Origin of the sequence: Kosakonia radicincitans DSM 16656, from assembly GCF_000280495.2 — a bacterium.
Lineage (GTDB): Bacteria > Pseudomonadota > Gammaproteobacteria > Enterobacterales > Enterobacteriaceae > Kosakonia > Kosakonia radicincitans.
In genome coordinates this window covers 2,491,380-2,515,402 of sequence record NZ_CP018016.1, presented here as the reverse complement: position 1 = coordinate 2,515,402, position 24,023 = coordinate 2,491,380, and the positions used below count along the sequence as shown (strand labels likewise).

Annotated in this window: 18 protein-coding genes, 2 tRNA genes, 3 other RNA genes and 1 pseudogene; 11 read left to right on the top strand and 13 right to left on the bottom strand. The window is 51.4% G+C overall.

Translation table 11 applies throughout. The annotated features are described in order from the left end of the window. Positions 1-4: 4 nt before the first annotated feature. From oppC to oppA, 3 genes are all read right to left on the bottom strand, one after another. Positions 5-913 (bottom strand): oligopeptide ABC transporter permease OppC, encoded by a 909-nt coding sequence (oppC, locus tag Y71_RS12215; RefSeq protein ID WP_007371899.1) that lies wholly within the window; start codon positions 911-913, stop codon positions 5-7. Positions 914-927: 14 nt separating this feature from the next. After that, on the bottom strand, positions 928-1,848 hold the full coding sequence (gene oppB / locus Y71_RS12210; RefSeq protein ID WP_007371898.1) for an oligopeptide ABC transporter permease OppB: 921 nt from the start codon (positions 1,846-1,848) through the stop codon (positions 928-930). Positions 1,849-1,983: 135 nt separating this feature from the next. Beyond that, positions 1,984-3,615 carry an oligopeptide ABC transporter substrate-binding protein OppA gene (gene oppA / locus Y71_RS12205; RefSeq protein ID WP_007371897.1) on the bottom strand — a complete coding sequence of 544 codons (1,632 nt, stop codon included), beginning with the start codon at positions 3,613-3,615 and terminating at the stop codon, positions 1,984-1,986. Positions 3,616-3,841: 226 nt separating this feature from the next. Here oppA and Y71_RS30020 point away from each other — a divergent pair, with 226 nt between their 5' ends. Continuing rightward, the gene (locus Y71_RS30020; protein ID WP_007371896.1) at positions 3,842-4,078 is read left to right on the top strand and encodes a hypothetical protein; all 237 of its coding nucleotides are present in this window, start codon (positions 3,842-3,844) and stop codon (positions 4,076-4,078) included. 365 nt (positions 4,079-4,443) lie between these two features. Here Y71_RS30020 and Y71_RS12200 read toward each other — a convergent pair whose 3' ends face one another. After that, positions 4,444-5,088 carry a YchE family NAAT transporter gene (locus tag Y71_RS12200; RefSeq protein WP_007371895.1) on the bottom strand — a complete coding sequence of 215 codons (645 nt, stop codon included), beginning with the start codon at positions 5,086-5,088 and terminating at the stop codon, positions 4,444-4,446. A gap of 477 nt (positions 5,089-5,565) precedes the next feature. Between Y71_RS12200 and adhE the strand changes: the two genes are divergently transcribed. Then, entirely contained in the window at positions 5,566-8,250 is a 2,685-nt protein-coding gene (gene adhE / locus Y71_RS12195) for a bifunctional acetaldehyde-CoA/alcohol dehydrogenase (protein ID WP_035885505.1), read from the top strand. 60 nt (positions 8,251-8,310) lie between these two features. Here adhE and tdk read toward each other — a convergent pair whose 3' ends face one another. Beyond that, the gene (tdk, locus tag Y71_RS12190) at positions 8,311-8,940 is read right to left on the bottom strand and encodes a thymidine kinase (RefSeq protein WP_035885504.1); all 630 of its coding nucleotides are present in this window, start codon (positions 8,938-8,940) and stop codon (positions 8,311-8,313) included. Between the two features lie 535 nt (positions 8,941-9,475). Between tdk and hns the strand changes: the two genes are divergently transcribed. Next, positions 9,476-9,889: a histone-like nucleoid-structuring protein H-NS gene (gene hns / locus Y71_RS12185; protein ID WP_035885502.1), complete on the top strand. Its 414-nt coding sequence runs from the start codon at positions 9,476-9,478 to the stop codon at positions 9,887-9,889. Positions 9,890-10,163: 274 nt separating this feature from the next. On the opposite strand, the gene galU is transcribed toward hns, so the two are convergent. The 3 genes from galU to rssA all read right to left on the bottom strand — a co-directional run bounded on the left by galU (position 10,164) and on the right by rssA (position 13,283). Continuing rightward, positions 10,164-11,075, bottom strand: a complete 912-nt coding sequence (galU, locus tag Y71_RS12180) for a UTP--glucose-1-phosphate uridylyltransferase GalU (RefSeq protein ID WP_035885501.1) — start codon at positions 11,073-11,075, stop codon at positions 10,164-10,166. A 197-nt stretch (positions 11,076-11,272) separates the two neighbouring features. Further along, positions 11,273-12,286 (bottom strand): two-component system response regulator RssB, encoded by a 1,014-nt coding sequence (gene rssB / locus Y71_RS12175; protein ID WP_007371886.1) that lies wholly within the window; start codon positions 12,284-12,286, stop codon positions 11,273-11,275. A gap of 88 nt (positions 12,287-12,374) precedes the next feature. Continuing rightward, the gene (rssA, locus tag Y71_RS12170) at positions 12,375-13,283 is read right to left on the bottom strand and encodes a patatin-like phospholipase RssA (RefSeq protein WP_007371885.1); all 909 of its coding nucleotides are present in this window, start codon (positions 13,281-13,283) and stop codon (positions 12,375-12,377) included. Positions 13,284-13,393: 110 nt separating this feature from the next. On the opposite strand from rssA, the gene Y71_RS12165 reads away from it, so the two are divergent. The 7 genes from Y71_RS12165 to Y71_RS12135 all read left to right on the top strand — a co-directional run bounded on the left by Y71_RS12165 (position 13,394) and on the right by Y71_RS12135 (position 15,643). Continuing rightward, positions 13,394-13,852, top strand: a complete 459-nt coding sequence (locus Y71_RS12165) for a YchJ family protein (protein ID WP_071532000.1) — start codon at positions 13,394-13,396, stop codon at positions 13,850-13,852. Between the two features lie 48 nt (positions 13,853-13,900). Next, the gene (gene purU / locus Y71_RS12160) at positions 13,901-14,743 is read left to right on the top strand and encodes a formyltetrahydrofolate deformylase (RefSeq protein WP_007371883.1); all 843 of its coding nucleotides are present in this window, start codon (positions 13,901-13,903) and stop codon (positions 14,741-14,743) included. A gap of 163 nt (positions 14,744-14,906) precedes the next feature. After that, a tRNA-Tyr gene (locus tag Y71_RS12155) sits at positions 14,907-14,991 on the top strand. Between the two features lie 36 nt (positions 14,992-15,027). After that, positions 15,028-15,112, top strand: a tRNA-Tyr gene (locus Y71_RS12150). A gap of 45 nt (positions 15,113-15,157) precedes the next feature. Further along, a non-coding RNA gene (locus Y71_RS12145) (RtT sRNA) lies at positions 15,158-15,289 on the top strand. A gap of 45 nt (positions 15,290-15,334) precedes the next feature. After that, positions 15,335-15,466: non-coding RNA, RtT sRNA (locus Y71_RS12140), on the top strand. A 45-nt stretch (positions 15,467-15,511) separates the two neighbouring features. Further along, positions 15,512-15,643, top strand: a non-coding RNA gene (locus tag Y71_RS12135) — RtT sRNA. Position 15,644: 1 nt separating this feature from the next. Here the strand turns inward: Y71_RS12135 and Y71_RS12130 are convergent. Then, complete coding sequence (locus tag Y71_RS12130) at positions 15,645-16,088, bottom strand: Lrp/AsnC family transcriptional regulator (protein ID WP_007371882.1); 444 nt, start codon at positions 16,086-16,088, stop codon at positions 15,645-15,647. A 108-nt stretch (positions 16,089-16,196) separates the two neighbouring features. On the opposite strand from Y71_RS12130, the gene Y71_RS12125 reads away from it, so the two are divergent. After that, a complete protein-coding gene (locus Y71_RS12125; protein ID WP_007371881.1) occupies positions 16,197-17,081 on the top strand; it encodes a DMT family transporter in 885 nt (294 codons plus the stop codon). 30 nt (positions 17,082-17,111) lie between these two features. Here Y71_RS12125 and narI read toward each other — a convergent pair whose 3' ends face one another. The 4 genes and pseudogenes from narI to Y71_RS12105 all read right to left on the bottom strand — a co-directional run bounded on the left by narI (position 17,112) and on the right by Y71_RS12105 (position 23,771). After that, on the bottom strand, positions 17,112-17,789 hold the full coding sequence (gene narI, locus Y71_RS12120) for a respiratory nitrate reductase subunit gamma (protein ID WP_007371880.1): 678 nt from the start codon (positions 17,787-17,789) through the stop codon (positions 17,112-17,114). Further along, positions 17,789-18,499 (bottom strand): nitrate reductase molybdenum cofactor assembly chaperone, encoded by a 711-nt coding sequence (narJ, locus tag Y71_RS12115; RefSeq protein WP_007371879.1) that lies wholly within the window; start codon positions 18,497-18,499, stop codon positions 17,789-17,791. The genes narI and narJ overlap by 1 nt, the downstream gene beginning before the upstream one ends. Beyond that, the gene (gene narH, locus Y71_RS12110) at positions 18,496-20,031 is read right to left on the bottom strand and encodes a nitrate reductase subunit beta (protein ID WP_007371878.1); all 1,536 of its coding nucleotides are present in this window, start codon (positions 20,029-20,031) and stop codon (positions 18,496-18,498) included. Before narH ends, narJ begins: the two co-directional genes overlap by 4 nt. Continuing rightward, a pseudogene (locus tag Y71_RS12105) lies at positions 20,028-23,771 on the bottom strand (nitrate reductase subunit alpha). The gene narH and the pseudogene Y71_RS12105 overlap by 4 nt, the downstream one beginning before the upstream one ends. Positions 23,772-24,023: the final 252 nt, after the last annotated feature.

Genomic DNA, 24,023 nt, shown 5'->3' with positions numbered 1-24,023 from the left:
CTCCTTAACGATCTTTCGGGTCGAGGGCATCACGCAGGCCATCGCCGATAAAGTTAAAACAGAACAGAGTGACAACGAGGAAACCTGCCGGAAACAGCAGCAGCCACGGAGACACTTCCATCGAGTTGGCGCCATCGCTTAACAACGCGCCCCAACTGCTCAGCGGCTCCTGCGTACCCAGCCCCAGGAAGCTGAGGAAGGATTCGAACAGGATCATGCTCGGTACCAGCAGCGACGCGTACACCACCACCACGCCCAGAACGTTCGGTACGATGTGACGCACCACGATATTCGCCGTAGAAACACCACCAACCTGCGCCGCTTCGATAAACTCTTTACGCTTCAGGCTTAAGGTCTGACCGCGAACGATACGCGCCATATCCAGCCAGGAGACCATACCGATCGCCACAAAAATGAGCAGAATATTTTGCCCAAAGAAGGTCACCAGCAGGATAACGAAGAACATAAACGGGAAGGAGTTGAGGATTTCCAGCAGACGCATCATGACGGAATCGGTCTTGCCGCCGAGGTAGCCGGAAAGCGATCCGTAAAGCGTACCGACCACGACCGCCACCAGCGCCGCAGCAATACCAACCATCAGCGAGATACGCCCGCCGATCGCCACACGCACCAGTAGATCGCGTCCGGAGGAGTCAGTACCAAAATAGTGACCGGACTCCATATCCGGCTGGCTCGACATCATGCCCCAGTCGGTATCGAAATAGGTAAATTGTGAAACCATTGGCGCCAGCGTCACAAACAATGCGATCAGCAACAGCACAACCAGGCTGGCAACCGCCGCGCGGTTATGCATAAAGCGGCGACGCGCATCCTGCCACAGACTACGTCCTTCGACTTCGAGTTTCTCACTGAAGTTTTCCAGCGCCTCGCTGTTTTTCTTACTTAACATCATGGCGAACTCCAGTGTTAATAACGGATCTTCGGATCGATAACGGCATACAGCACATCAACGATCGCGTTAAAGATAATGGTCAGCGCCCCCACAAGGATAGTCAGGCTCAGTACCAGCGAATAGTCACGGTTCAGCGCGCCGTTCACAAACAGCTGGCCGATACCCGGCAGACCATAAATGGTCTCGATAACCATTGAGCCGGTAATAATGCCGACAAACGCAGGCCCCATGTAAGAGAGTACCGGCAGCAGCGCAGGTTTCAGCGCATGGCGGAAGATAATGCGGCGCATCGGCAAACCTTTCGCGCGGGCTGTACGAATAAAGTTTGAGTGTAATACCTCAATCATTGAACCGCGCGTAATACGGGCGATACTGGCAATATAGGCCAGAGAGAGCGCAACCATCGGCAGGATCATGAATTTCAGTGCACCGCCATTCCAGCCACCGGCTGGCAGCCATTTCAATATAATGGCGAAGATCATCACTAATAACGGTGCGACAACAAAACTGGGGATCACTACCCCGGTCATTGCCAGCCCCATCACCGTATAATCCCACTTCGTGTTCTGGTTTAACGCAGCAACAACGCCTGCGGTAACGCCAAAGACAATCGCAAGAATAAAGGCTGCCGCCCCTAATTTCGCTGAAACCGGGAAGCTGGCCGCAACCAGATCGTTTACGGTGTAGTCTTTGTATTTAAATGACGGTCCGAAATCGAAATGCGCCAACTGTTTCAGATAGCTGAAATACTGCGTAGTGATCGGATCGTTTAAATGGTATTTCGCTTCAATATTCGCCATCACTTCCGGCGCAAGCGCGCGTTCACCGGTAAAAGGACTGCCCGGCGCGAGACGCATCATAAAGAACGAAATCGTGATAAGGATGAAAAGCGTTGGGATCGCTTCAAGACAGCGACGTAGGATAAATTTCAACATTGCCCGTACCTTCTGGCCTGTGCCTTTTACACATTCGCTTCAAGACAGCAATTTAGCCGTCCGTGCATGATGTGTATTCTGTTGCGAAAAAAATAAGACACTGTGGGGCAGGTCACCCTGCCCCACTCATTGCCATTAATGCTTGATAATATACAAGTTTTTAACGTAGATATTATCCATCGGGTCTTTACCGGTGTAGCCGCCAACCCAGGTTTTCACCAGACGGGCGTTCACGTAGTAGTACACCGGAACGATCGCCGAGTCTTTATCCAGCTGCTGTTCAGCTTTGGAGTAAAGCTCAGTACGCTGCGCTTCGTCAGTGACTTTCAGCGTGTCACCAATCAGCTTATCAAACGCCGGGCTCTTATAGTGCGCGGTGTTGTTAGAGCTGTCGGACAGCATGGTATTCAGGAAGGAGGTCGGCTCGTTGTAGTCCGCACACCAGCCCGCGCGCGCCACATCAAAGGTGCCCTGATGACGCGTGTCGAGGAAGGTTTTCCACTCCTGGTTTTCCAGCGTTACGTTAGCGCCAAGGTTTTTCTTCCAGATGGAAGCCACGGCAATCGCCAGTTTCTTATGCAGGTCAGACGTGTTGTACAGCAGGCTGAAGGAGAGCGGTTTATCCGCAGTATAACCTGCTTCGGCCAGCAGTTTTTTCGCTTCGGCGTTACGCTGTTCCTGGGTCATTTTGAACCAGGCTGGTTCAGTCAGTTTTGCACCATCGGTATACGGCGGCGTGTAGCTGTATGCCGGCAGATCGCCCTGGTTTTTCACTTTATTGACGATAATGTCGCGGTCCAGCGCCAGTTTCAGGGCGGTACGAACACGAACGTCAGTGAATGGCGCTTTTTGGTTGTTAATTTCGTAGTAGTAAGTACACAGGTACGGATCGACGTGTACTTCTTTAGGAATCTCTTTTTTCAGCTTCTGGAACAGTTCAATCGGCATGTTGTTGTAAGTCATGTCGATTTCACCGCTGCGATAGCGGTTAACGTCTGTCACTTCAGAAGAGATCGGCAGGTAGGTAACCTGGTTGATAACTGTTTTAGCGTTATCCCAATAGTTGGTGTTACGCTCAAGAACGATACGTTCGTTGACCACCCAGTCTTTCAGTTTGTAAGCACCGTTGGTGACGATGTTGGCTGGCTGAGTCCATTTTTCACCGTATTTCTCAATAGCGGCTTTAGGCACAGCAGAAACTGATGGGTGAACCAGCAGTTTATAGAAATAAGGAACCGGCTCGCTAAGCGTCACTTCAAACGTGTTGTCATCGATAGCTTTTACGCCGAGATCGGTGACGGGTTTTTTACCGGCGATAATGTCGTCGATGTTAGCGATATGACCGTATTGCAGGTAGCTCGCATACGGAGAAGCCGTTTTCGGATCCGCCAGACGCTGCCAGCTGTAGACGAAATCTTGCGCCGTTACCGGCGTACCGTCGGACCATTTTGCGTTTTTGCGCAGATGGAAGGTCCAGACTTTAAAATCTTTGTTTTCCCACTTCTCTGCGACACCGGCGGTCGGGTGGCCTTCAACATCAGAGATCAGCAGACCTTCGAACAGATCGCGGCTGACGTTGGATTCAGGAACCCCTTCAATTTTATGCGGGTCGAGAGATTGCACTTCAGAACCATTATTACGGACCAGCGTCTGATTATCCGCCAGTTGAACACCTGCCGGAACGTCGGCAGCCATTGCCGCGTTGCCGGTAATTAGCGCAGCCAGAACTCCTGCTGCTACCAGACTTTTCTTTGTGATGATGGACATTGTGTTGATACTCCACTCATTATAATTACTGACGTTGACGTCAGCGTGTTTCATCCCCTGTGGGGGCCTGAAGAGCGCAGGAGCTTTTTGGCGCTATCAGACATCTTTTTTTACTGCTGCTATCACCGACTTTTTTTATTACGGATCGCTCAAACGGCAATCTTACGTCGATTCGGGAAACCACCTCCCCTGTCGAGGCAGTTCTGATTCTGGCGATGGTCGTTATATGAAAACGATTCTCATCTATATTGTTTATCTTGCAAATTATAAGGAGCTAAATATAAGGGCGGAAAATATCAAATGCCTCACACTGCCGCCAATACAATTTGCAAATTTGTTAACCATTTCTCTTTTGCGACACAGCATCAGCCATGAAGCGCTGCGTGCACAGCCTCCCTCTGAGTTTTTTATCTCTTTAAATCAAGAAGATAAGAGAGCATTACCGCCATGTAATGCTTTTTAGCAGACGCCACATTATTTTGCACAAATAATCAACAATTGACTACTTTTTAGCACATTCATCTGCAGGAAGTCTGAAAGTACTAATATCATTTCAATTATGTCACGGCAAGCCCAATAGTATGGTGTGAAAGAAATAACAGCTTCAATTGCGCGAAATACGCGCAGGATCGATTCACATTACTTATAATTCACTGATTGAGAACAGATTTTCTGATGAGTGTAAATTGTTATATTTCGCGCCGCTTTGCGCATTCTTCATATCTTTTACTAATTTTTGACTTTCTCAGGCGGGTTCGTAGCGGCTGAATTTACCTGTTATATAAAGGAAGAGATAACAAGCTCAGCCGTACTTAGTAAAAAGGTGAATCAGTTCAGCAGGCCGGGGAACAAGGATCTTATACCGCCGACAATAAACTCAATGCCCAGCGCCATCAGTAATAACCCCATAATACGGGTGATAACGTTGATGCCGGTTTGACCCAGTAAACGCACTAACCATGGCGCGATGCGGAACAATCCCCACGAACAGAAAGCAAATAGTGCAATTGCCACAGTAAAACCGATTAAATGCACCAGGTTGTGATAGCGCGTCCCCCACACAATCGTGGAACTGATGGCACCAGGCCCCGCCATCAAAGGTAATGCCAGCGGCACCACGCCGATACTTTCGCGAATCGCGGTTTCTGACTTCTCTTGTTTATTCTGTTTATCCTCGCCGAGTTTGCCGCTGATCATCGACATAGCTATGGTGACAACCAGAATGCCGCCAGCAATGCGGAACGAATCAATCGAGATGCCGAATAACTGCAAAATGCCATTACCGAGAAATAAAGAAGTCCAGAGGATAATGGCCACTGAGACGTTTGCTGTAAGGTTGGTTTTATTTCGCGCCCCAACCATCTGATAACTGGTCATGCTGATAAAAACCGGAATGATGCCGACCGGGTTCACCAGCGCAAAAAGGCCAATAAAAAATTTAAAATAAAGAGGTAAATCTATCAATGTTTGCACCGCTGTAAGCTCCGTAATGTCACCCTATATCAACTATATCGGCGTGGCAGGAAAATCCATGCAGAAGATACGCGTTTTCATACCGACGTTCATTAAGATTTGCAGAAAAATCATGCAATACAGTGCGTTACTCAGTTGTTGTAATTGTGATAATCTTACGGCGCGCCAGGCCAAATGCCATTAACATTTGATACAAACGCCCAAAAACGGCCTGCTGAAAGGTGTCAGCTTCGCTGAAACTTGACACAGATCACGCATTACTTACTCAGAAGTGGGTAATCTTGAAGCCACGAAAAGAGAGCAAAATCGTCAATAAATGCGACTTTTCTGTTAAGGCTCTTTCAGTAAACCAGTAGTATTGGGTTGGCGTTAAGTTTTTGTTTTTCTGAACTTTATGCAACCTGCACCCGGCCTGTCTATAATTTCACCCTGGACAGCTGGTTTACTAAAAGAGTTTAACATTATCAGGAGAGCATTATGGCTGTTACTAATGTCGCTGAACTTAACGCACTCGTTGAACGCGTGAAGAAAGCCCAGCGTGAATATGCCAACTTTACTCAAGAGCAAGTAGATAAAATCTTCCGTGCCGCCGCCCTGGCAGCCGCAGATGCTCGAATCCCTCTCGCTAAAATGGCCGTTGCCGAATCCGGTATGGGTATCGTCGAAGATAAAGTGATTAAAAACCACTTCGCTTCTGAGTATATCTACAACGCCTATAAAGATGAGAAAACCTGTGGTGTGCTGTCTGAAGATGATACCTTCGGCACCATCACCATCGCGGAACCTATCGGCATCATTTGTGGTATCGTTCCAACCACGAACCCAACCTCTACTGCTATCTTCAAATCGCTGATTAGCCTGAAGACCCGTAACGCGATTATCTTCTCTCCACATCCGCGCGCTAAAGATGCCACTAACAAAGCCGCAGACATCGTTCTGCAAGCTGCGATTGCCGCTGGCGCGCCGAAAGATTTGATCGGCTGGATTGACCAACCATCTGTTGAGTTATCCAACGCGCTGATGCACCACCCTGACATTAACCTGATTCTGGCCACCGGTGGCCCGGGTATGGTTAAAGCGGCGTACAGTTCCGGTAAACCAGCAATTGGTGTAGGCGCTGGTAACACCCCGGTTGTTATCGACGAAACTGCCGATATCAAGCGTGCTGTCGCATCCGTATTGATGTCCAAAACCTTCGATAACGGCGTAATCTGCGCATCTGAACAATCTGTCGTTGTTGTCGATTCTGCGTATGACGCCGTTCGCGAACGTTTCGCCAGCCATGGCGGCTACATGTTGCAGGGTAAAGAGCTGAAAGCCGTTCAGGACATTATCCTGAAAAATGGCGCGCTGAACGCCGCTATCGTTGGTCAGCCAGCCTATAAAATTGCTGAGCTTGCTGGCTTCACCGTTCCGGCTACAACCAAAATCCTGATTGGTGAAGTGAAAGTAGTTGATGAAAGTGAACCTTTTGCACATGAAAAACTCTCCCCGACGCTGGCAATGTACCGTGCGAAAGACTTCGAAGACGCGGTAGAAAAAGCGGAGAAACTGGTCGCCATGGGTGGTATCGGTCATACCTCCTGCCTGTATACCGACCAGGATAACCAGCCGGATCGTGTTGCCTTCTTCGGTCAGAAGATGAAAACCGCACGTATCCTGATCAACACCCCGGCATCACAGGGTGGTATCGGTGACCTGTATAACTTTAAACTCGCGCCTTCCCTGACTCTGGGTTGTGGTTCCTGGGGTGGTAACTCCATCTCCGAAAACGTTGGTCCGAAACACCTGATCAACAAGAAAACCGTTGCTAAGCGAGCTGAAAACATGTTGTGGCATAAACTTCCGAAATCTATCTACTTCCGCCGTGGCTCACTGCCAATTGCGCTGGATGAAGTGATTACTGATGGTCACAAACGCGCGCTTATCGTGACCGACCGTTTCCTCTTCAATAATGGCTACGCAGACCAGATCACCTCTGTGCTGAAAGCTGCTGGCGTGGAAACTGAAGTGTTCTTCGAAGTTGAAGCTGACCCGACACTGACCATCGTGCGTAAAGGTGCGGAACTGGCGAACTCCTTCAAACCGGACATCATCATCGCGCTTGGTGGTGGTTCCCCGATGGACGCCGCGAAAATCATGTGGGTTATGTATGAACACCCGGAAACCCATTTCGAAGAGCTGGCACTGCGCTTTATGGACATCCGTAAACGTATCTACAAGTTCCCGAAAATGGGCGTGAAAGCGAAAATGGTCGCTATCACCACGACTTCCGGTACCGGTTCTGAAGTGACGCCGTTTGCCGTAGTGACCGATGATGCAACCGGTCAGAAATACCCGCTGGCGGATTATGCACTGACTCCGGATATGGCAATTGTCGACGCCAACCTCGTAATGGAAATGCCGAAATCGCTGTGTGCTTTCGGTGGTCTGGACGCAGTGACGCACGCACTGGAAGCTTATGTTTCTGTACTGGCTTCTGAGTTCTCCGATGGTCAGGCGCTGCAAGCGCTGAAACTGTTGAAAGAAAACCTGCCAGCGTCTTACAACGAAGGCTCGAAAAACCCGGTAGCGCGTGAACGTGTTCACAGTGCAGCGACCATCGCCGGTATCGCGTTTGCAAACGCCTTCCTCGGCGTGTGTCACTCCATGGCGCACAAACTGGGCTCGCAGTTCCACATTCCGCACGGACTGGCTAACGCCCTGCTGATCTGTAACGTTATCCGCTACAACGCGAATGACAACCCGACCAAGCAGACGGCTTTCAGCCAGTACGATCGTCCGCAGGCGCGTCGTCGCTATGCAGAGATCGCCGATCACCTGGGTCTGAGTGCTCCTGGCGACCGTACCGCAGCGAAAATTGAAAAACTGCTGGCATGGCTGGAAAGCATGAAAGCTGAACTGGGTATTCCGAAATCTATCCGTGAAGCTGGCGTGCAGGAAGCAGACTTCCTTGCGAACGTGGATAAACTGTCCGAAGATGCATTTGATGACCAGTGCACCGGTGCTAACCCACGTTACCCGCTGATCTCCGAACTGAAACAAATCCTGCTGGATACGTTCTATGGTCGTGAGTTCAAAGAAGGTGATACGACATCAGCGAAAGTTGAAGTGGTAGTACCGGCTGTAAAAGCAGATAAAAAAGCGAAGAAAACCGCTTAATTATCTCTGCTAATAAAAAAACCCGCTTCGGCGGGTTTTTTTATATCTGACACATTAAACTCAACAATCGGACGTTGTTCCGCGTACACGTTGCTGTATCGCCGTTAACGAGCCTTCCGCAAGAGCTTCTTTGTAGTGTTTACGGCACACGGAGACATAACGCTCATTACCGCCTATCACGACCTGCTCCCCTTCATTGTAGGGACGTCCGGCCTGATCCAGACGCAGTACCATGCTGGCTTTACGTCCGCAGAAACAGATGGTTTTCAGTTCGACCAGTTTATCTGACCAGGCGAGTAAATATTGGCTTCCCACGAACAGCTCACCGCGAAAATCAGTACGCAGCCCATAGCACAGTACCGGAATATCCAGTTGATCAACAACTTCAGACAATGCATAGACCTGCTCACGCGTTAAAAACTGGCTCTCATCCACCAGCACGCAATGCACCGCTTCACGCGCATGTTCAGCTTTTATCTCTTCAAATAATGCAGTGTGTTGATTAAACAAACGCGCAGGTGAGGATAATCCAATACGTGAACTTACCTTCCCCGCTCCGAAGCGATCGTCAATTTCAGCGGTGTAGACTACTGAACGCATACCGCGTTCCTGATAATTGTATGAAGACTGTAGTAACGCTGTAGATTTCCCTGCATTCATTGCTGAATAGTAGAAATAAAGCTGTGCCATTGCGTGCAAAACCCCAATCAAAGTGTGTTATTCCGGCAGCGATTGTACCATATTTTATCCGGCTAACCCTGAGCCAGCGCTGATCCTGAGTAAATCGGACCCGGTTATGGACTCATAGATATAAGGCAACTTTATGCAGTGGTTTGTTACTGCCAAAGAAACAGCAATTAGAAACCGGACCGCATACATACTATTTTTAATCAGAACATTCTGAGCTTATGGTTCGGAAATTATTAATAATTTAGAAGAAAACCCCCGCCTGATACCGTAATACACAAGGCTGTTATTTATCCATTGTGCCTATTACCCTTTCTGGATTAATCGAAAGCAGCCGTGATCCTGACGGTGAAGTTTGTCATCGTATAAGCGCTGTTTTGTGCGATTCTTCAAGCTAAATTTAAGTTAGCGATATTTAAAAATCATCGAAATAAATGGGTATTTTGAATTCCTTACATTCTCAGCTATTGCACTGGTCAAATTAACGCTCTATTATTAGCCCAACAAACCACCCCAATATAAGTTTGAGATTACTACAATGAGCGAAGCACTTAAAATTCTGAACAACATCCGTACTCTTCGTGCGCAGGCAAGAGAATGCACTCTGGAAACGCTCGAAGAAATGCTGGAAAAATTAGAAGTTGTGGTAAATGAACGTCGCGAGGAAGAAAGCGCCGCCGCAGCTGAAGTTGAAGAACGTACGCGTAAACTGCAGCAATACCGTGACATGCTGATGGCTGACGGTATTGACCCGAATGAATTGCTGAATAGTCTTTCTGCTGCTAAATCCGGCACAAAAGCTAAACGCGCAGCACGTCCGGCTAAATATAGCTACGTTGATGAAAACGGCGAAACTAAAACATGGACTGGCCAGGGTCGTACTCCTGCTGTTATCAAAAAAGCGATGGACGAACAAGGTAAACAACTCGATGATTTTCTGATCAACGAGTAATCAACCCGCTTCAAAAAAAATCCCGCCATCGGCGGGATTTTTTTTGATGAACCACACAATATCTTCACAAATATAGTGTATTGCCATCGCCGCTCCATACTTACCGCTTGCCTTTTGTTTAAATTCTCAGCATCACATTATTCTTTTTGTGCGCTTTGTTCTTACGAGAAGAAGTTAGCGGATGTTTCACCTGGAAACACAAAAATAAAAAGGCCGGAGATAATCAGTGCATTGCACTATTGTCTCCGGCCTTATTTGGGCAACAGGAAGAAGATTATGCTTTTCCGGCGCCTACAGTATCTTCCAGCCAGGTTTTAAATTCTGCCCCCAGCGAATTGTGACGGAGACCGTATTCTACGAACGCCTGCATATATCCCAGCTTATTACCACAATCGTGGCTTTTGCCTTTCATATGATAAGCTTCAACCGTTTCTTTTTCGATTAACATATCAATCGCATCGGTAAGCTGAATCTCATCACCGGCTCCCGGAGGCGTTTTCGCCAGCAGAGGCCAAATTTGCTCGCTCAGCACGTAACGACCTACCACGGCCAGATTGGACGGTGCAACGTCGGCTTTCGGTTTTTCCACCACGCCAACCATCGGCACGCTGTCGCCTGGATTTAACGTAGCGCCTTTGCAGTCAACAACACCATAGGCGGTCACATCGGCAACCGGCTCAACCATAATCTGACTGGCACCCGTTTCGTCAAAACGTTTAATCATTTCAGCCAGGTTATCCTGGGAAAGATCGGATTCAAATTCATCCAGAATCACGTCCGGAAGAATTACCGCAACTGGCTCATTGCCAACCACCGGATGCGCGCACAGTACCGCGTGCCCCAACCCTTTCGCCAACCCCTGACGAACCTGCATAATAGTGACATGCGGCGGGCAGATGGACTGAACTTCTTCCAGCAACTGACGCTTAACGCGTTTTTCCAGCATTGCTTCCAGTTCGAAACTGGTATCGAAATGGTTTTCAATAGAGTTTTTGGATGAATGTGTGACCAGAACGATTTCCGTAATACCTGCAGCGATACATTCATTAACGACATACTGAATTAATGGCTTATCCACCAGCGGCAACATTTCTTTAGGAATTGCCTTGGTCGCTGGTAACATCCTGGTTCCCAATCCCGCTACCGGGATTACTGCTTTAGTCACTTTCGAATTTATTGCAGCCATTGAAATCTCCTGGACTGTTCAAACTATGAACATGTTCATGAATTAACTCGCGCCTGAGTATATCAGCACCCACCCATCAACCAGGTCTGAAAAGGACGCGCTTACATCTAATTAGGACAAATACGCATATTCTGCGGCGATAGTACCACCCGTTTAATCCGACGGGTAAATGTATCTGCAATGGATGACGCGATCGCTCATTCCGCACTCAACATTAAGCGCAGCCTTCCTCCAGCGCCCCACACCTGACATTGCCAGGAGTCGCAACGCTGGCTCAACTGGTTAAGATAAGTATTACCCAATGTGCCAAGCGGAACACCGCTGCTAATTTGAATATGGTGATCGCCAGTATTTAACGATGCATTAAGTCCAGCTGAAACTAATATCAGGTTTTTAAGATCGCTGTGGTAATAGCCCACCAGCAGCGGAAATTGCCCCGGCAAATTCGCCTGGCGCAAAAGCTGATTCACCTGTTTAAGTAACGCTCCCATTTCAGGCAAACGCTGACGCTGATGCGACAGTTGCTCCTGCAGCAGGCCGTTAAATAACGCCCGCAATAATAGTGCAGCCAGTACGCCGTTATTCCCCGCACGGGTAACATCCAGGCAGTAAAACGCGAGATCCTGAGAAGAAATAGGCGCAATATCCAGTACCAGCCCTGGATTTTCCGCTGAAACTAACTGGCGATAATTTACCCGACACCCGGAAAGCACCTGCTGTACTGGCGGCTGAAGTTCCTGCAACAGATTGGCTGCCGCCTGCGGATTACCTACCAGCGCGTCCCAGTCCTGGAACAAGCGTTCCTCTTCTTCTACGCGTGAGTTAAACATATTGGGATAAATACAGGCGAAGATAGTTTCTTTAAGGCGGTTGAAATCTTTCACCGGTTTTAGCACCACGTCCTGCACACCAAGACGCAGCGCTTTAGCGATGTCAGCCATATTTTCTGTTGCGGAGATCACCAGCACCGGGGTCTGATCGCCCTGATTACGTAAGGATTCGATCAGCATCAAACCATTCATGCGCGGCATCGCAAGATCGCAAATCATCAAATCAGGCTTATTTGTCGTCATCAACTCCAGAGCGTCCACGCCATCACCAGCCAGCAGCGTCGTCGCACCTAATGACAGAAGCCATGAATCCAGCAGCGAGCGGAAAACGGGCTCGTCTTCAACGATCAGTATTTGTTTTCCGGTTAACGGCTGCGTCATCTTTTCTCCCCTGCCTGACGATAGACTAATAGTGGCATGCTTCGCCAGGAATCGCCTGTCAGAATTTGCTGAACTCTTGTAAAAATAGTCACACTGATGTCCGCACCAGAGGCATCAATTCATCGATTTTCTTTTCAACCGCCAACTGACCAGCAGCAATGGCAACGTCCGCACGGTGAAAGTCTAGCGTCGATATTTGCGGGCAAACAGGCTGTAGCAAAATATCAGGGGGATCGCCTGCCATACGGTTGCGCTTAAGCCGGTTCTCCAGCACTTGAATAGAGGTACTCATGATCTCCATCGCAGTTGGCGCTGCCGGACGTTTGGGCGTAATGCGGCCCAGCCGCACGCGCAGACGCTCATGCCACGCTAACGTCGCTCCGACGGCGCTTTCTGTTTCATTTTGCGTGAGATTTAATGACATCAGATCCTGTTGCATCAAATGCGCATCGTGCTGTAAATCAACAGCAATCACGACATCCGCACCTAACGCACGGGTCAATGAAATGGGAACCGGGTTAACTACCGCACCATCAACCAGCCAGTAGCCATTATGCGCGACCGGCGACATAAGGCCAGGCATACTACAGGAAGCACGTACTGCATGATGCAGATTGCCGCTGGTGAACCAGAGTTCACGCCCGGTACTCAGGTTGGTCGCCACTGCGCCAAATCGCTTTTCGCACTGGCTGAATTCAGTAAACGGTAAAATCTGGCGATATTGATTGAATACGCGTTCTCCACGGAGCAAACCGCCGCGCTGCCATGAGACATCCATCAACCGCAGCACATCCCAGTAGCTAAAGGCACGCACCCACGATTCCAGCGCCGACAGTCGCCCACAGGAATACGCCGCACCTACCAGAGATCCGATGGAACACCCTGCCACAATATCGATCTCAATGCCGGCACGTTCCAGGGCATTAATGACACCAATATGCGACCAGCCCCGGGCTGCGCCTGAACCGAGCGCCAGTCCTATTTTTATCGTTCTCATTACGCTTGTTCTACTTCCCCCGGCTTACTGTAGCCACAACGCTACGGCTCAGTTAACATATTGCTACCCTGGCGCAAACGCGCCGCTTTTATTGTTCCTGGAATGCTATTTTGTCTCAATCTTGCCCATGCGGTAGCGCTCTCGATTATAGCCTATGTTGTCAGCCTTATCTGTCTGGTACGCAGGTTGCGCCGGATCCGTCACGCCTGATGCGCTCGCGTTACACCGCTTTTGTTCTTCATCAGACCGAATACCTGATCAAAACCTGGCATCCCTCTTGCGAAGCTCATGCGTTCCGACAGCAAATTGAAGCCGCTTTTGCCGATACACACTGGCTGGGTCTGACAGTATTTGAGCATGCTGATGGCGTTAATGACAACGAAGGCTATGTCATTTTTGCGGCACGCTTTCAGGAAAAGGGTAAAAGCGGCGCGATAATCGAACGTTCCCGATTCTTAAAGGAGAACGGCCAGTGGTATTATATTGACGGTACGCGTCCTCAGTTTGGCCGTAACGATCCCTGCCCTTGCGGGTCAGGTAAAAAATTCAAAAAGTGCTGCGGGCAATAAGCCGGGCATCACCTTATAGCAAACATTATCAACAGGATTTACCCGGCAATGCATTCATTACAACGTAAAATTTTGCGCACCATTTGCCCTGACCAGAAAGGCCTTATCGCGCGGATCACTAACATTTGTTACAAGCACGAACTGAACATTGTGCAAAACAATGAGTTCGTTGATCACCGCACCGGACGCTTTTTTATGCGTACCGAGCTGGAAGGTATTTTTAATGACGCCACGCTGTTAGCCGATCTTGATAGTGCGCTGCCGGAAGGCTCCATTCGCGAGCTGAACCCTGCTGGTCGTCGCCGCGTGGTCATTCTGGTGACAAAAGAGGCGCATTGCCTCGGCGATCTGCTGATGAAAGCCAACTATGGCGGGCTGGATGTGGAGATTGCCGCCGTTATTGGTAACCATGATACGCTGCGTTCCCTGGTAGAGCGCTTCGATATTCCGTTCGAACTGGTCAGCCATGAAGGGCTGACGCGTGAAGCGCACGATGCACTGATGGTGCAGGCGATTGAAGCCCACCAACCCGATTACGTGGTGCTGGCGAAATACATGCGAGTGTTGACTCCGGAGTTTGTTTCCCGCTTCCCGAACAAAATCATCAATATTCACCACTCGTTCCTGCCCGCCTTTATCGGTGCCCGTCCTTATCATCAGGCTTATGAGCGCGGCGTGAAGATCATCGGGGCAACTGCTCACTATGTGAATGACAATCTGGACGAAGGCCCAATCATTATGCAGGACGTCATTCATGTGGATCACACCTATACAGCAGAAGATATGATGCGCGCCGGTCGTGACGTCGAGAAAAATGTGCTGAGCCGTGCGCTGTACCAGGTTCTGGCGCAACGCGTATTTGTATACGGTAACCGGACGATTATTCTTTAATCATTAATAAAATGAATTGCCTGCGTTTACGCCATTACGTGCAAAAAGCAGGCAACCGATTCAGTTTTAGTATTTCAACGCTTTACAGCGGCGCGTCATTTGATATGATGCGCCGCGCTTCCCGAGATGGAAGCAGGCCAGTACGAAACTAGCTTTACCCCGTGGTGGGGTTCCCGAGCGGCCAAAGGGAGCAGACTGTAAATCTGCCGTCATCGACTTCGAAGGTTCGAATCCTTCCCCCACCACCATCTACTGCACATGCATCAACAATAAGTATTACCCCTGGTGGGGTTCCCGAGCGGCCAAAGGGAGCAGACTGTAAATCTGCCGTCATCGACTTCGAAGGTTCGAATCCTTCCCCCACCACCATCTTCAAAAACACTTTCCCAGCTTCTATCCAGCTCAATACCCGCATATTTTGTCGATCGGGGAAGGTCGAGAACCTTCGATTAAGGTTCGACTCGAGCAACGCGAGAGCGCGTTGCCGCAGGCAACGACCCGAAGGGTGAGGCGCTTTAGCGCCGAGTAATCCTTCCCCCACCACCATCTTCAAAAACACTTTCCCAGCTTTTATCCAGTTCAATACCCGCATATTTTGCCGATCGGGGAAGGTCGAGAACCTTCGATTAAGGTTCGACTCGAGCAACGCGAGAGCGCGTTGCCGCAGGCAACGACCCGAAGGGTGAGGCGCTTTAGCGCCGAGTAATCCTTCCCCCACCACCATCTTCAAAAACACTTTCCCAGCTTTTATCCAGTTCAATACCCGCATATTTTGCCGATCGGGGAAGGTCGAGAATCTTCGATTAAGGTTCGACTCGAGCAACGCGAGAGCGCGTTGCCGCAGGCAACGACCCGAAGGGTGAGGCGCTTTAGCGCCGAATAATCCTTCCCCCACCACCATTTAGATTGGCGGTAACCGCCGTTTAACCGGTGAACTCTTCACTATTGACGTATTACATTGCGCATACTCGGAAATCGTGTCGAGCAGTGCATCCAGTTGCTCGATAGAGTGCACAACCAACCGCATAACGAAACAGTCTTCTCCGGTGACCTTGTCATTTTCTATACACTCGGGCAACGCCTGAATCAGCTTATCCACTTTCTGCAGCATCCCGGGCAATGGCCTGACACGTACCAGCGCCTGTATGCGATAATCCAGCGCCGCGAGATTTACCCGCGCGCCATATCCCTCTATTACGCCCCGCTCCTCCAGCCGTTTAACCCGTTCCGCCGTGCTGGGTGAAGTGAGCCCTACGCGTGCGCTAAGCACTTTTAACGACTGGCGTGCATCTTCCGCCAGAGAGGCAAGAATGGCGCGGTCGATGTCATCAATAATGTAATCCATAATTTCACCTAATTTATAAAGGCATTAACAATATCTTACCTTATATCCTCTCTGTAAAGCTGGCCGCTGATTTTCGACAATAAGCGCATCAACTTCAGGAGGTAATCGATGAAAACTATTCCAGAGGGTGCCTGGCAAATGAGCCTGGCGATGCTGATTTCCGGATCGATTGGTGCATTTGTCCTGCTCAGCGGGATGGCGGTGATTGATGTGGTTTTCTGGCGCTGCCTGATAGGCGCATTTACCCTTTTTCTGTTTATCCGCTTCAGCAAACAACCGCTGCGCCGCATCCCCCGCACAATATTACTTCTGGCCATTGCCGGGGGAGTTGCGCTGGTCATTAACTGGTTGCTGCTGTTCGCCGCTTACAGCCGAATTTCAATGGGGCTGGCGACAGTGGTCTACAACACGCAACCCTTTATGCTGGTGCTGATGAGTATGTTGCTCGGCGAACGCGTCACGCTGACAAAATGGGGATGGTTGCTGCTGGCCTTTTCCGGCGTGGTGCTATTGCTGCTTAGCGAACTGCGCCATCCGAATGCGCAATGGCTGAGCGGGATGGCGATGGCGTTAGGCGCCGCGTTTTTCTATGCCCTGACGGCAATGGTTGCCCGCCGTTTGCGTCAGTTACCGCCGCAACATATTGCTCTGATCCAGGTACTGACCGGCGTAGTGATGCTGCTGCCGCTGGCGCATATTTCAGCCCCTGCCCAGCCTTTTTCATGGGCCATGGTATTGACGCTGGGGATCCTGCATACCGGCGTAATGTATCAGTTGCTTTATAGCGCGATTCAGAAATTACCCACGCCGTTAATTGGTTCCCTGTCGTTTATTTATCCGCTGGTTGCGATTGTTATTGATAACCTGCTGTTTGGCCATTCGCTCAGTCTCGTGCAAATGGCAGGTGGCGTGCTCATTCTGCTGGCGGCCGCAGGGAATAATCTTGGCTGGGGTGAGCGTCGAAATGCCCCGGCGACACTCACCTCACGCTAATAAAAAACCCCGCAACGCGGGGTTTTTTCATTAGCGACGAGCGCGAACGATCTGGTATTTCCGCGTCAGATACTCTACCGGCGCGCTCCAGATATGCACCAGGCGGGAGAACGGGAACAGCACAAACAGCGTCATTCCCAGCACTAAATGCATGCGGTAAATAAAGGCAACACCGTCAAGATGCGCAGAGGCTCCACCATGGAAAGTAACCACAGCCTGCGCCCAGCCGACCAGTTTCATCATTTCGCTGCCATCCATATGCTGAGCAGAGAACGGAATAGTCAATAAACCCAGCGTACACTGCACCATCAGCAGCGTCATGATCAGGATATCTGCCGTAGTCGACGTCGCACGGATGCGCGGATTGAACAGGCGGCGTTTCAGCAGCAACAAACCACCCACCAGGCACATCACACCGCTGGCACCGCCACCAATCATCGCCATCTTCTGTTTCACTTCGATCGGCAGGAATGATTCATACATCCAGTGCGGCGTTAGCATCCCGAGAAAATGGCCCGCGAAGATACCCAGAATACCCAGGTGGAACAGGTTCGAGGCGAGGTTCATCCCTTTGCGATCCAGCATCTGGCTGGAGCCTGCGCGCCAGCTGTATTGCCCATAGTCATAACGCAGCCAGCTACCAATCAGGAAAATCGCACCAGCCAGATAGGGATAGATGTCAAAGAAGAACATATTAAGGAAGTGCATTAGCGCTCTCCTCCTGTTGTGATATTCAGATATTGCGGTGCGACAGCCCCGGCAAATCGGCGCTGATGAGCAGTAATGTCAGAGTCGCCGCAGCCCTGTTCAGCAAAGAATTTCACCTGCTCCTCTTCCCACACGGCATCCAGCGCCTGCGGCGTATCGTCGCGCGCTTCAGCGGCGATTTTTTCCGCCACTTGCGCGTTATCCACCGCCGTTTTGCTCAGCGAAAGCAGTGCCTCAAACAGCGTGGCGTAATGGCTTTCACGCTGCTGCAAACGTGCCTGTAACAGCGCCAGGATCGGCGCGATATCCTGCAAACCGCCAATCGCTTCCGCCGGGGGAAGCTGCGCCAGATACTCCAGGTAGAGCGGCAGATGATCCGGCAATTCGCGGCTGTCGAGCAGCAAACCGTGGCGCTCATACTGTGCCAGCAGATCGACCATCGCCTGGCCGCGATCGCGGGATTCGCCGTGGACATGTTCAAACAGCAGCAACGACGTTGCGCGACCGCGATCAAACAGCTCGCTGTAAGTGGACTGCGCGTCCAGCAGATCCTGCGCCGTTAAATCGCGTAAAAAGATCCCGACCTGCTGCGCATCGGCTTTCGCCAGATTTTCGCCGGAGGCCAGCGCATCAAACAGCTCCTGCTGATGCTGCCACAAGGCAGCATCCGGGTACTCCAGCAAACGGGAAATAACCACCAGTTCAATCATGGGTGCGGCTCCGTTTTAACTGTGACATCCACCGCATCAATGCGGCGACTGTTGAACAGGTTGAATTTGCTGTCTGAACCGTGGCAACCATCGCCAAAGCTGAAGCCACAACCGCTTTTCTCCGGGAACGCTTCACGCGCCAGCTCGCGATGGCTGGACGGCACAACGAAACGGTCTTCGTAGTTGGCGATTGCCAGGTAACGATACATCTCCTGCGCCTGCTCTTTCGACAGCCCGACTTCTTCCAGCGCGCGGGTATCTTCGATGCCTTCAACCGTTTCTGCACGTTTAAAGTGGCGCATCGCCAGCATGCGTTTCAGCGCCAGCAGCACCGGTTCGGTGTCTCCGGCCGTCAACAGGTTCGCCAGGTACTGCACCGGAATGCGCAGGCTCTCGACGTTCGGCAGAATGCCATTGCTGCCCAGTTCCCCCGCATCCGCTGCGGACTGGATCGGCGACAGAGGCGGTACGTACCACACCATCGGCAGCGTGCGATATTCCGGATGCAGCGGCAGCGCCAGTTTCCAGTCCATCGCCATTTTGTAGACCGGTGATTTCTGCGCCGCGTCAATCACGCTTTGCGGCACGCCATCGGCCAGCGCCTGCGCGATCACCGCCGGATCATGCGGATCGAGGAACACATCAAGCTGGCGCTGGTACAGGTCTTTTTCGCTTTCGGTGCTGGCGGCGTTTTCAATCGCATCCGCGTCATACAGCAGCACGCCAAGATAACGAATACGCCCAACGCAGGTTTCCGAACAAACGGTCGGCATACCCGCTTCAATACGCGGATAACAGAAAATGCACTTCTCGGATTTGCCGCTCTTCCAGTTGAAGTAGATTTTTTTGTACGGGCAACCGGTGACGCACATACGCCAGCCGCGACATTTATCCTGATCGATTAGCACAATGCCGTCTTCTTCACGTTTGTAGATCGCGCCGCTCGGACAGGTCGCAACGCACGCCGGGTTCAGGCAGTGCTCGCACAGACGCGGCAAATACATCATGAAGGTGTTTTCGAACTGGCCGTACATCGCTTTTTGCAGGTTGGCGAAGTTCTGGTCTTTGCTCAACTTATCAAACTCACCGCCCAGATCGTCTTCCCAGTTCGGACCGGCGGTGATTTTGTTCATCCGCTGGCCAGTAATCAACGAGCGCGGACGTGCAATCGGCTGATGTTTGCTTTCCGGCGCGTTATGCAGGCGCTGATAGTCGAAATCGAACGGCTCGTAATAATCATCAATCTCCGGCAGATGCGGGTTGGCGAAGATCTTACCGAGCAGCAGCGCACGGTTGCCCATACGCGGTTGCAGTTTGCCGTTGATTTTGCGGATCCAGCCGCCCTTCCATTTTTCCTGGTTTTCCCAGTCGGTCGGGAAACCGGTGCCCGGCTTGGTTTCAACGTTATTGAACCACGCGTATTCCACGCCTTCACGGCTGGTCCAGACGTTTTTACAGGTCACAGAACAGGTATGACAGCCGATGCATTTATCGAGGTTCAGCACCATGCCGACTTGTGAACGAATTTTCATTTTGCGCTCTCCTGTACCTGGTCATTGCCTTCGCCATCCAACCAGTTGATATTTTTCATCTTACGCACCACCACAAACTCATCGCGGTTGGAACCCACTGTCCCGTAGTAGTTGAAGCCATAAGCCAGCTGGGCATAGCCGCCGATCATATGCGTCGGTTTCGGGGTAATACGGGTAACCGAGTTATGGATACCGCCGCGCTGCCCGGTAATTTCTGACCCCGGCAGGTTCACGATACGTTCCTGCGCGTGGTACATCATGGTCATACCGGATGGCACACGCTGGCTCACCACCGCACGCGCTGTCAGCGCACCGTTGCTGTTGAACACTTCGATCCAGTCGTTATCCGCAATACCCATCTCTTTGGCATCAACATCGCTGAGCCATACCACCGGGCCGCCGCGACCCAGCGTCAGCATCAGCAAGTTATCGCTGTAAGTGGAGTGAATGCCCCATTTCTGGTGCGGCGTCAGGAAGTTGAGCGCTTTTTCCTTGTAACCATTAGGTTTCACGCCCATCACCTCTTTCACCGAACGGGTGTCAATCGGCGGACGGTACACCAGCAGGCTTTCGCCGAAGTCGCGCATCCATTGATGATCCTGATACAACTGCTGGCGGCCGGAGAGCGTACGCCATGGGATCAGCTCATGTACGTTGGTATAACCCGCGTTGTAAGAGACATGCTCATCTTCGAGGCCGGACCAGGTCGGGCTGGAGATAATTTTGCGCGGCTGCGCCTGGATATCGCGGAAACGAATCTTTTCGTCTTCTTTATTCAGCGCCAGGTGCGTATGGTCGCGACCGGTAAATTCACTGAGCGCTGCCCACGCTTTCACGGCCACGTTGCCGTTAGTTTCCGGTGCCAGCGTCAGGATCATCTCTGCCGCATCAATCGCCGTATTCAACATCGGCTGGCCTTTCGCCGGGCCATCCGCTTTGGTGTAGTTGAGCTTACGCAGCAGATCCATTTCGCTCTGGGTATTCCAGGCGATACCTTTGCCGCCGTTACCGATTTTTTCCATTAACGGGCCAATCGAGGTAAAGCGTTCATAGGTTGCCGGATAATCACGTTCGACCGGAATGATATGCGGCGCGGTTTTACCCGGGATTAGATCGCATTCGCCTTTTTTCCAGTCCTGCACGCCCAGCGGCTGCGCCAGCTCTGCGGCAGAATCGTGCTGGATCGGCAGCGTCACCACGTCCGTCTCTTTGCCCAGGTGGCCGACGCACAGCGCGGAAAAAGATTTGGCGATACCTTTGTATATCTCCCAGTCGCTTTTGGATTCCCACGCCGGATCGACAGCGGCTGAAAGCGGATGAATAAACGGATGCATATCCGAGGTATTCATATCGTCTTTTTCATACCAGGTTGCCGTTGGCAGCACGATATCGGAATAGAGGCAGGTGCTCGACAGGCGGAAATCCAGCGTCACCACCAGATCCAGTTTGCCGTCGAGGCCGTTATCACGCCATTCCACCTCTTCCGGCTTCACGCCGCCCTGCTTGCCAAGATCTTTGCCCTGAATACCGTGTTCGGTGCCCAGCAAATACTTGAGCATAAACTCATGACCTTTACCGGAAGAACCGAGCAGGTTGGAGCGCCAGATAAAGAGGTTACGCGGATGGTTTTTACCGTTTTCCGGCTGTTCCGCCGCAAAGCGCAAAGAACCTTCTTTCAGGGATTTCACCGTGTAATCCACGGCGCTCATCCCGGCTTTTTCCGCTTCAGCGGCGATGCGCAGCGGGTTAGTGCCTAACTGCGGGGCAGACGGCAGCCAGCCCATGCGTTCAGCACGCACGTTAAAATCGATCAGATGGCCGGTATAGCGGGATTTATCCGCCAGCGGCGACAGGAATTCCTGTGCTGTTACCGTCTCATAACGCCACTGACTGGAGTGATTATAGAAATAAGAGGTGCTGTTCATATGGCGCGCCGGACGCTGCCAGTCGAGAGCAAACGCCAGCGGCTGCCAGCCGGTTTGTGGACGTAGTTTTTCCTGGCCAACATAGTGGGCCCAGCCGCCACCGCTCTGCCCCACGCAGCCGCAGAAGATCAGCATATTGATAATGCCGCGATAGTTCATATCGAGGTGATACCAGTGGTTCATCCCGGCACCGATAATCACCATCGAACGACCATGGGTTTTGTCGGCATTATCGGCGAACTCGCGGGCGATGCGGATAATTTGCGCCTGCGACACACCGGTGATTTTCTCTGCCCACGCTGGCGTATAGGCTTTAATTTCGTCGTAACGGGTCGCGCAGTTTTCATCATCCAGACCGCGATCCAGGCCGTAGTTGGCGAGCGTCAGATCGTAGACGGTCGCCACCCGCGCGGTAGAACCATCTGCCAGTTGAATGCGTTTTACCGGCAGTTTGTGCAGCAGGATATTCTCCAGCGAAACGCCGCTAACATGCTCGCTGCTTTCGCCGCCGAAATACGGAAAACCAACCTGCGCCACATCGTCGTGTTTACCGAGCAGGCTCAGATTCAACTCTACGTCAGCGCCATTGCCGCCGTCGCGTTGTTCAAGGTTCCATTTCCCTTTCTCCCCCCAGCGGAAGCCAATGGAGCCGTTCGGCGCAACCAGGTTGCCATCGTTATCAAGGGCGACGGTTTTCCATTCCGGGTTATTTTGCTGGCCCAGCGCATCCACCAGATCGGCGGCGCGCAACATACGTCCTGCAGCGTAATAACCGTCGCGCTCCTCGAGCATCACCAGCATCGGCATGTCGGTATAGCGACGCACATAATCGGTGAAATACTGGCTCGGTTTGTCCAGATGGAATTCACGCAGCATGACATGGCCCATTGCCAGCGCCATCGCGGCATCGGTGCCCTGTTTCGGCGCCAGCCACAAATCGCACAGCTTGGCGATTTCAGCGTAATCCGGCGTTACAGCAACGGTTTTGGTGCCTTTGTAACGAACTTCGGTAAAGAAGTGCGCATCCGGAGTACGGGTTTGCGGCACGTTAGAACCCCAGGCGATGATGTAGCTGGAGTTGTACCAGTCAGCGGATTCCGGTACGTCAGTCTGTTCGCCCCAGGTTTGCGGCGAGGCTGGCGGTAAATCGCAATACCAGTCGTAGAAGCTGAGGCAGGTGCCGCCGAGCAATGAAAGGTAACGCGCACCGGAAGCATAAGAGACCATCGACATCGCCGGGATCGGCGAAAAGCCTGCCACGCGGTCCGGGCCGTAGGTTTTAACGGTATAAACGTTGGATGCCGCAATCAGCTCGTTCACTTCCTGCCAGGAAGAACGCACAAAACCACCGCGGCCGCGCGCCTGTTTAAAGCTTTTCGCTTTATCGGCATCTTCAATGATGGAAGCCCAGGCATTCACCGGATCGGCATGTTGCGCTTTCGCTTCACGCCACAGTTTAATCAGGCGTTTACGCATCAGCGGATATTTCAGGCGGTTAGCGCTGTAGAGATACCAGGAGTAACTCGCGCCACGCGGGCAACCACGCGGTTCATGGTTAGGCATATCCGGGCGAGTGCGCGGGTAGTCTGTCTGTTGGGTTTACCATGTGACCAGCCCGTTTTTAACAAAGATCTGCCAGCTACAGGAACCAGTACAGTTCACGCCGTGGGTAGAGCGAACGATTTTGTCGTGCTGCCAGCGGCTACGGTATCCATCCTCCCAGTCCCGGTTGGTGTTTAAGAACTGGCCGTGCCCGTCGGCAAAGGTTTCGCCTTTCTGTTTGAAGTAGCGAAACCGGTCCAGGAATTTACTCATCGGGGTTCTCCTGTTGGAGCCTGTATGGCTCTCTTGCTAAATCGACATTGCTGCATTTGCCGCGACGGTAACCCTCGCAAAGACAAAGAGAATTGATGGCGATCAAGCCCTCAGGGCTTCACAAAAGCAGCAAAAAAGAGAATTACTCCCAAAGGGTTAGTAATTTCTGTTTTTTAATCAACTGATAAATAAGAGTTTTTATGAAAGAAGTGCAGAATTGTCTCTACTTTTCCAGAGTGCCAGGTATTAAGG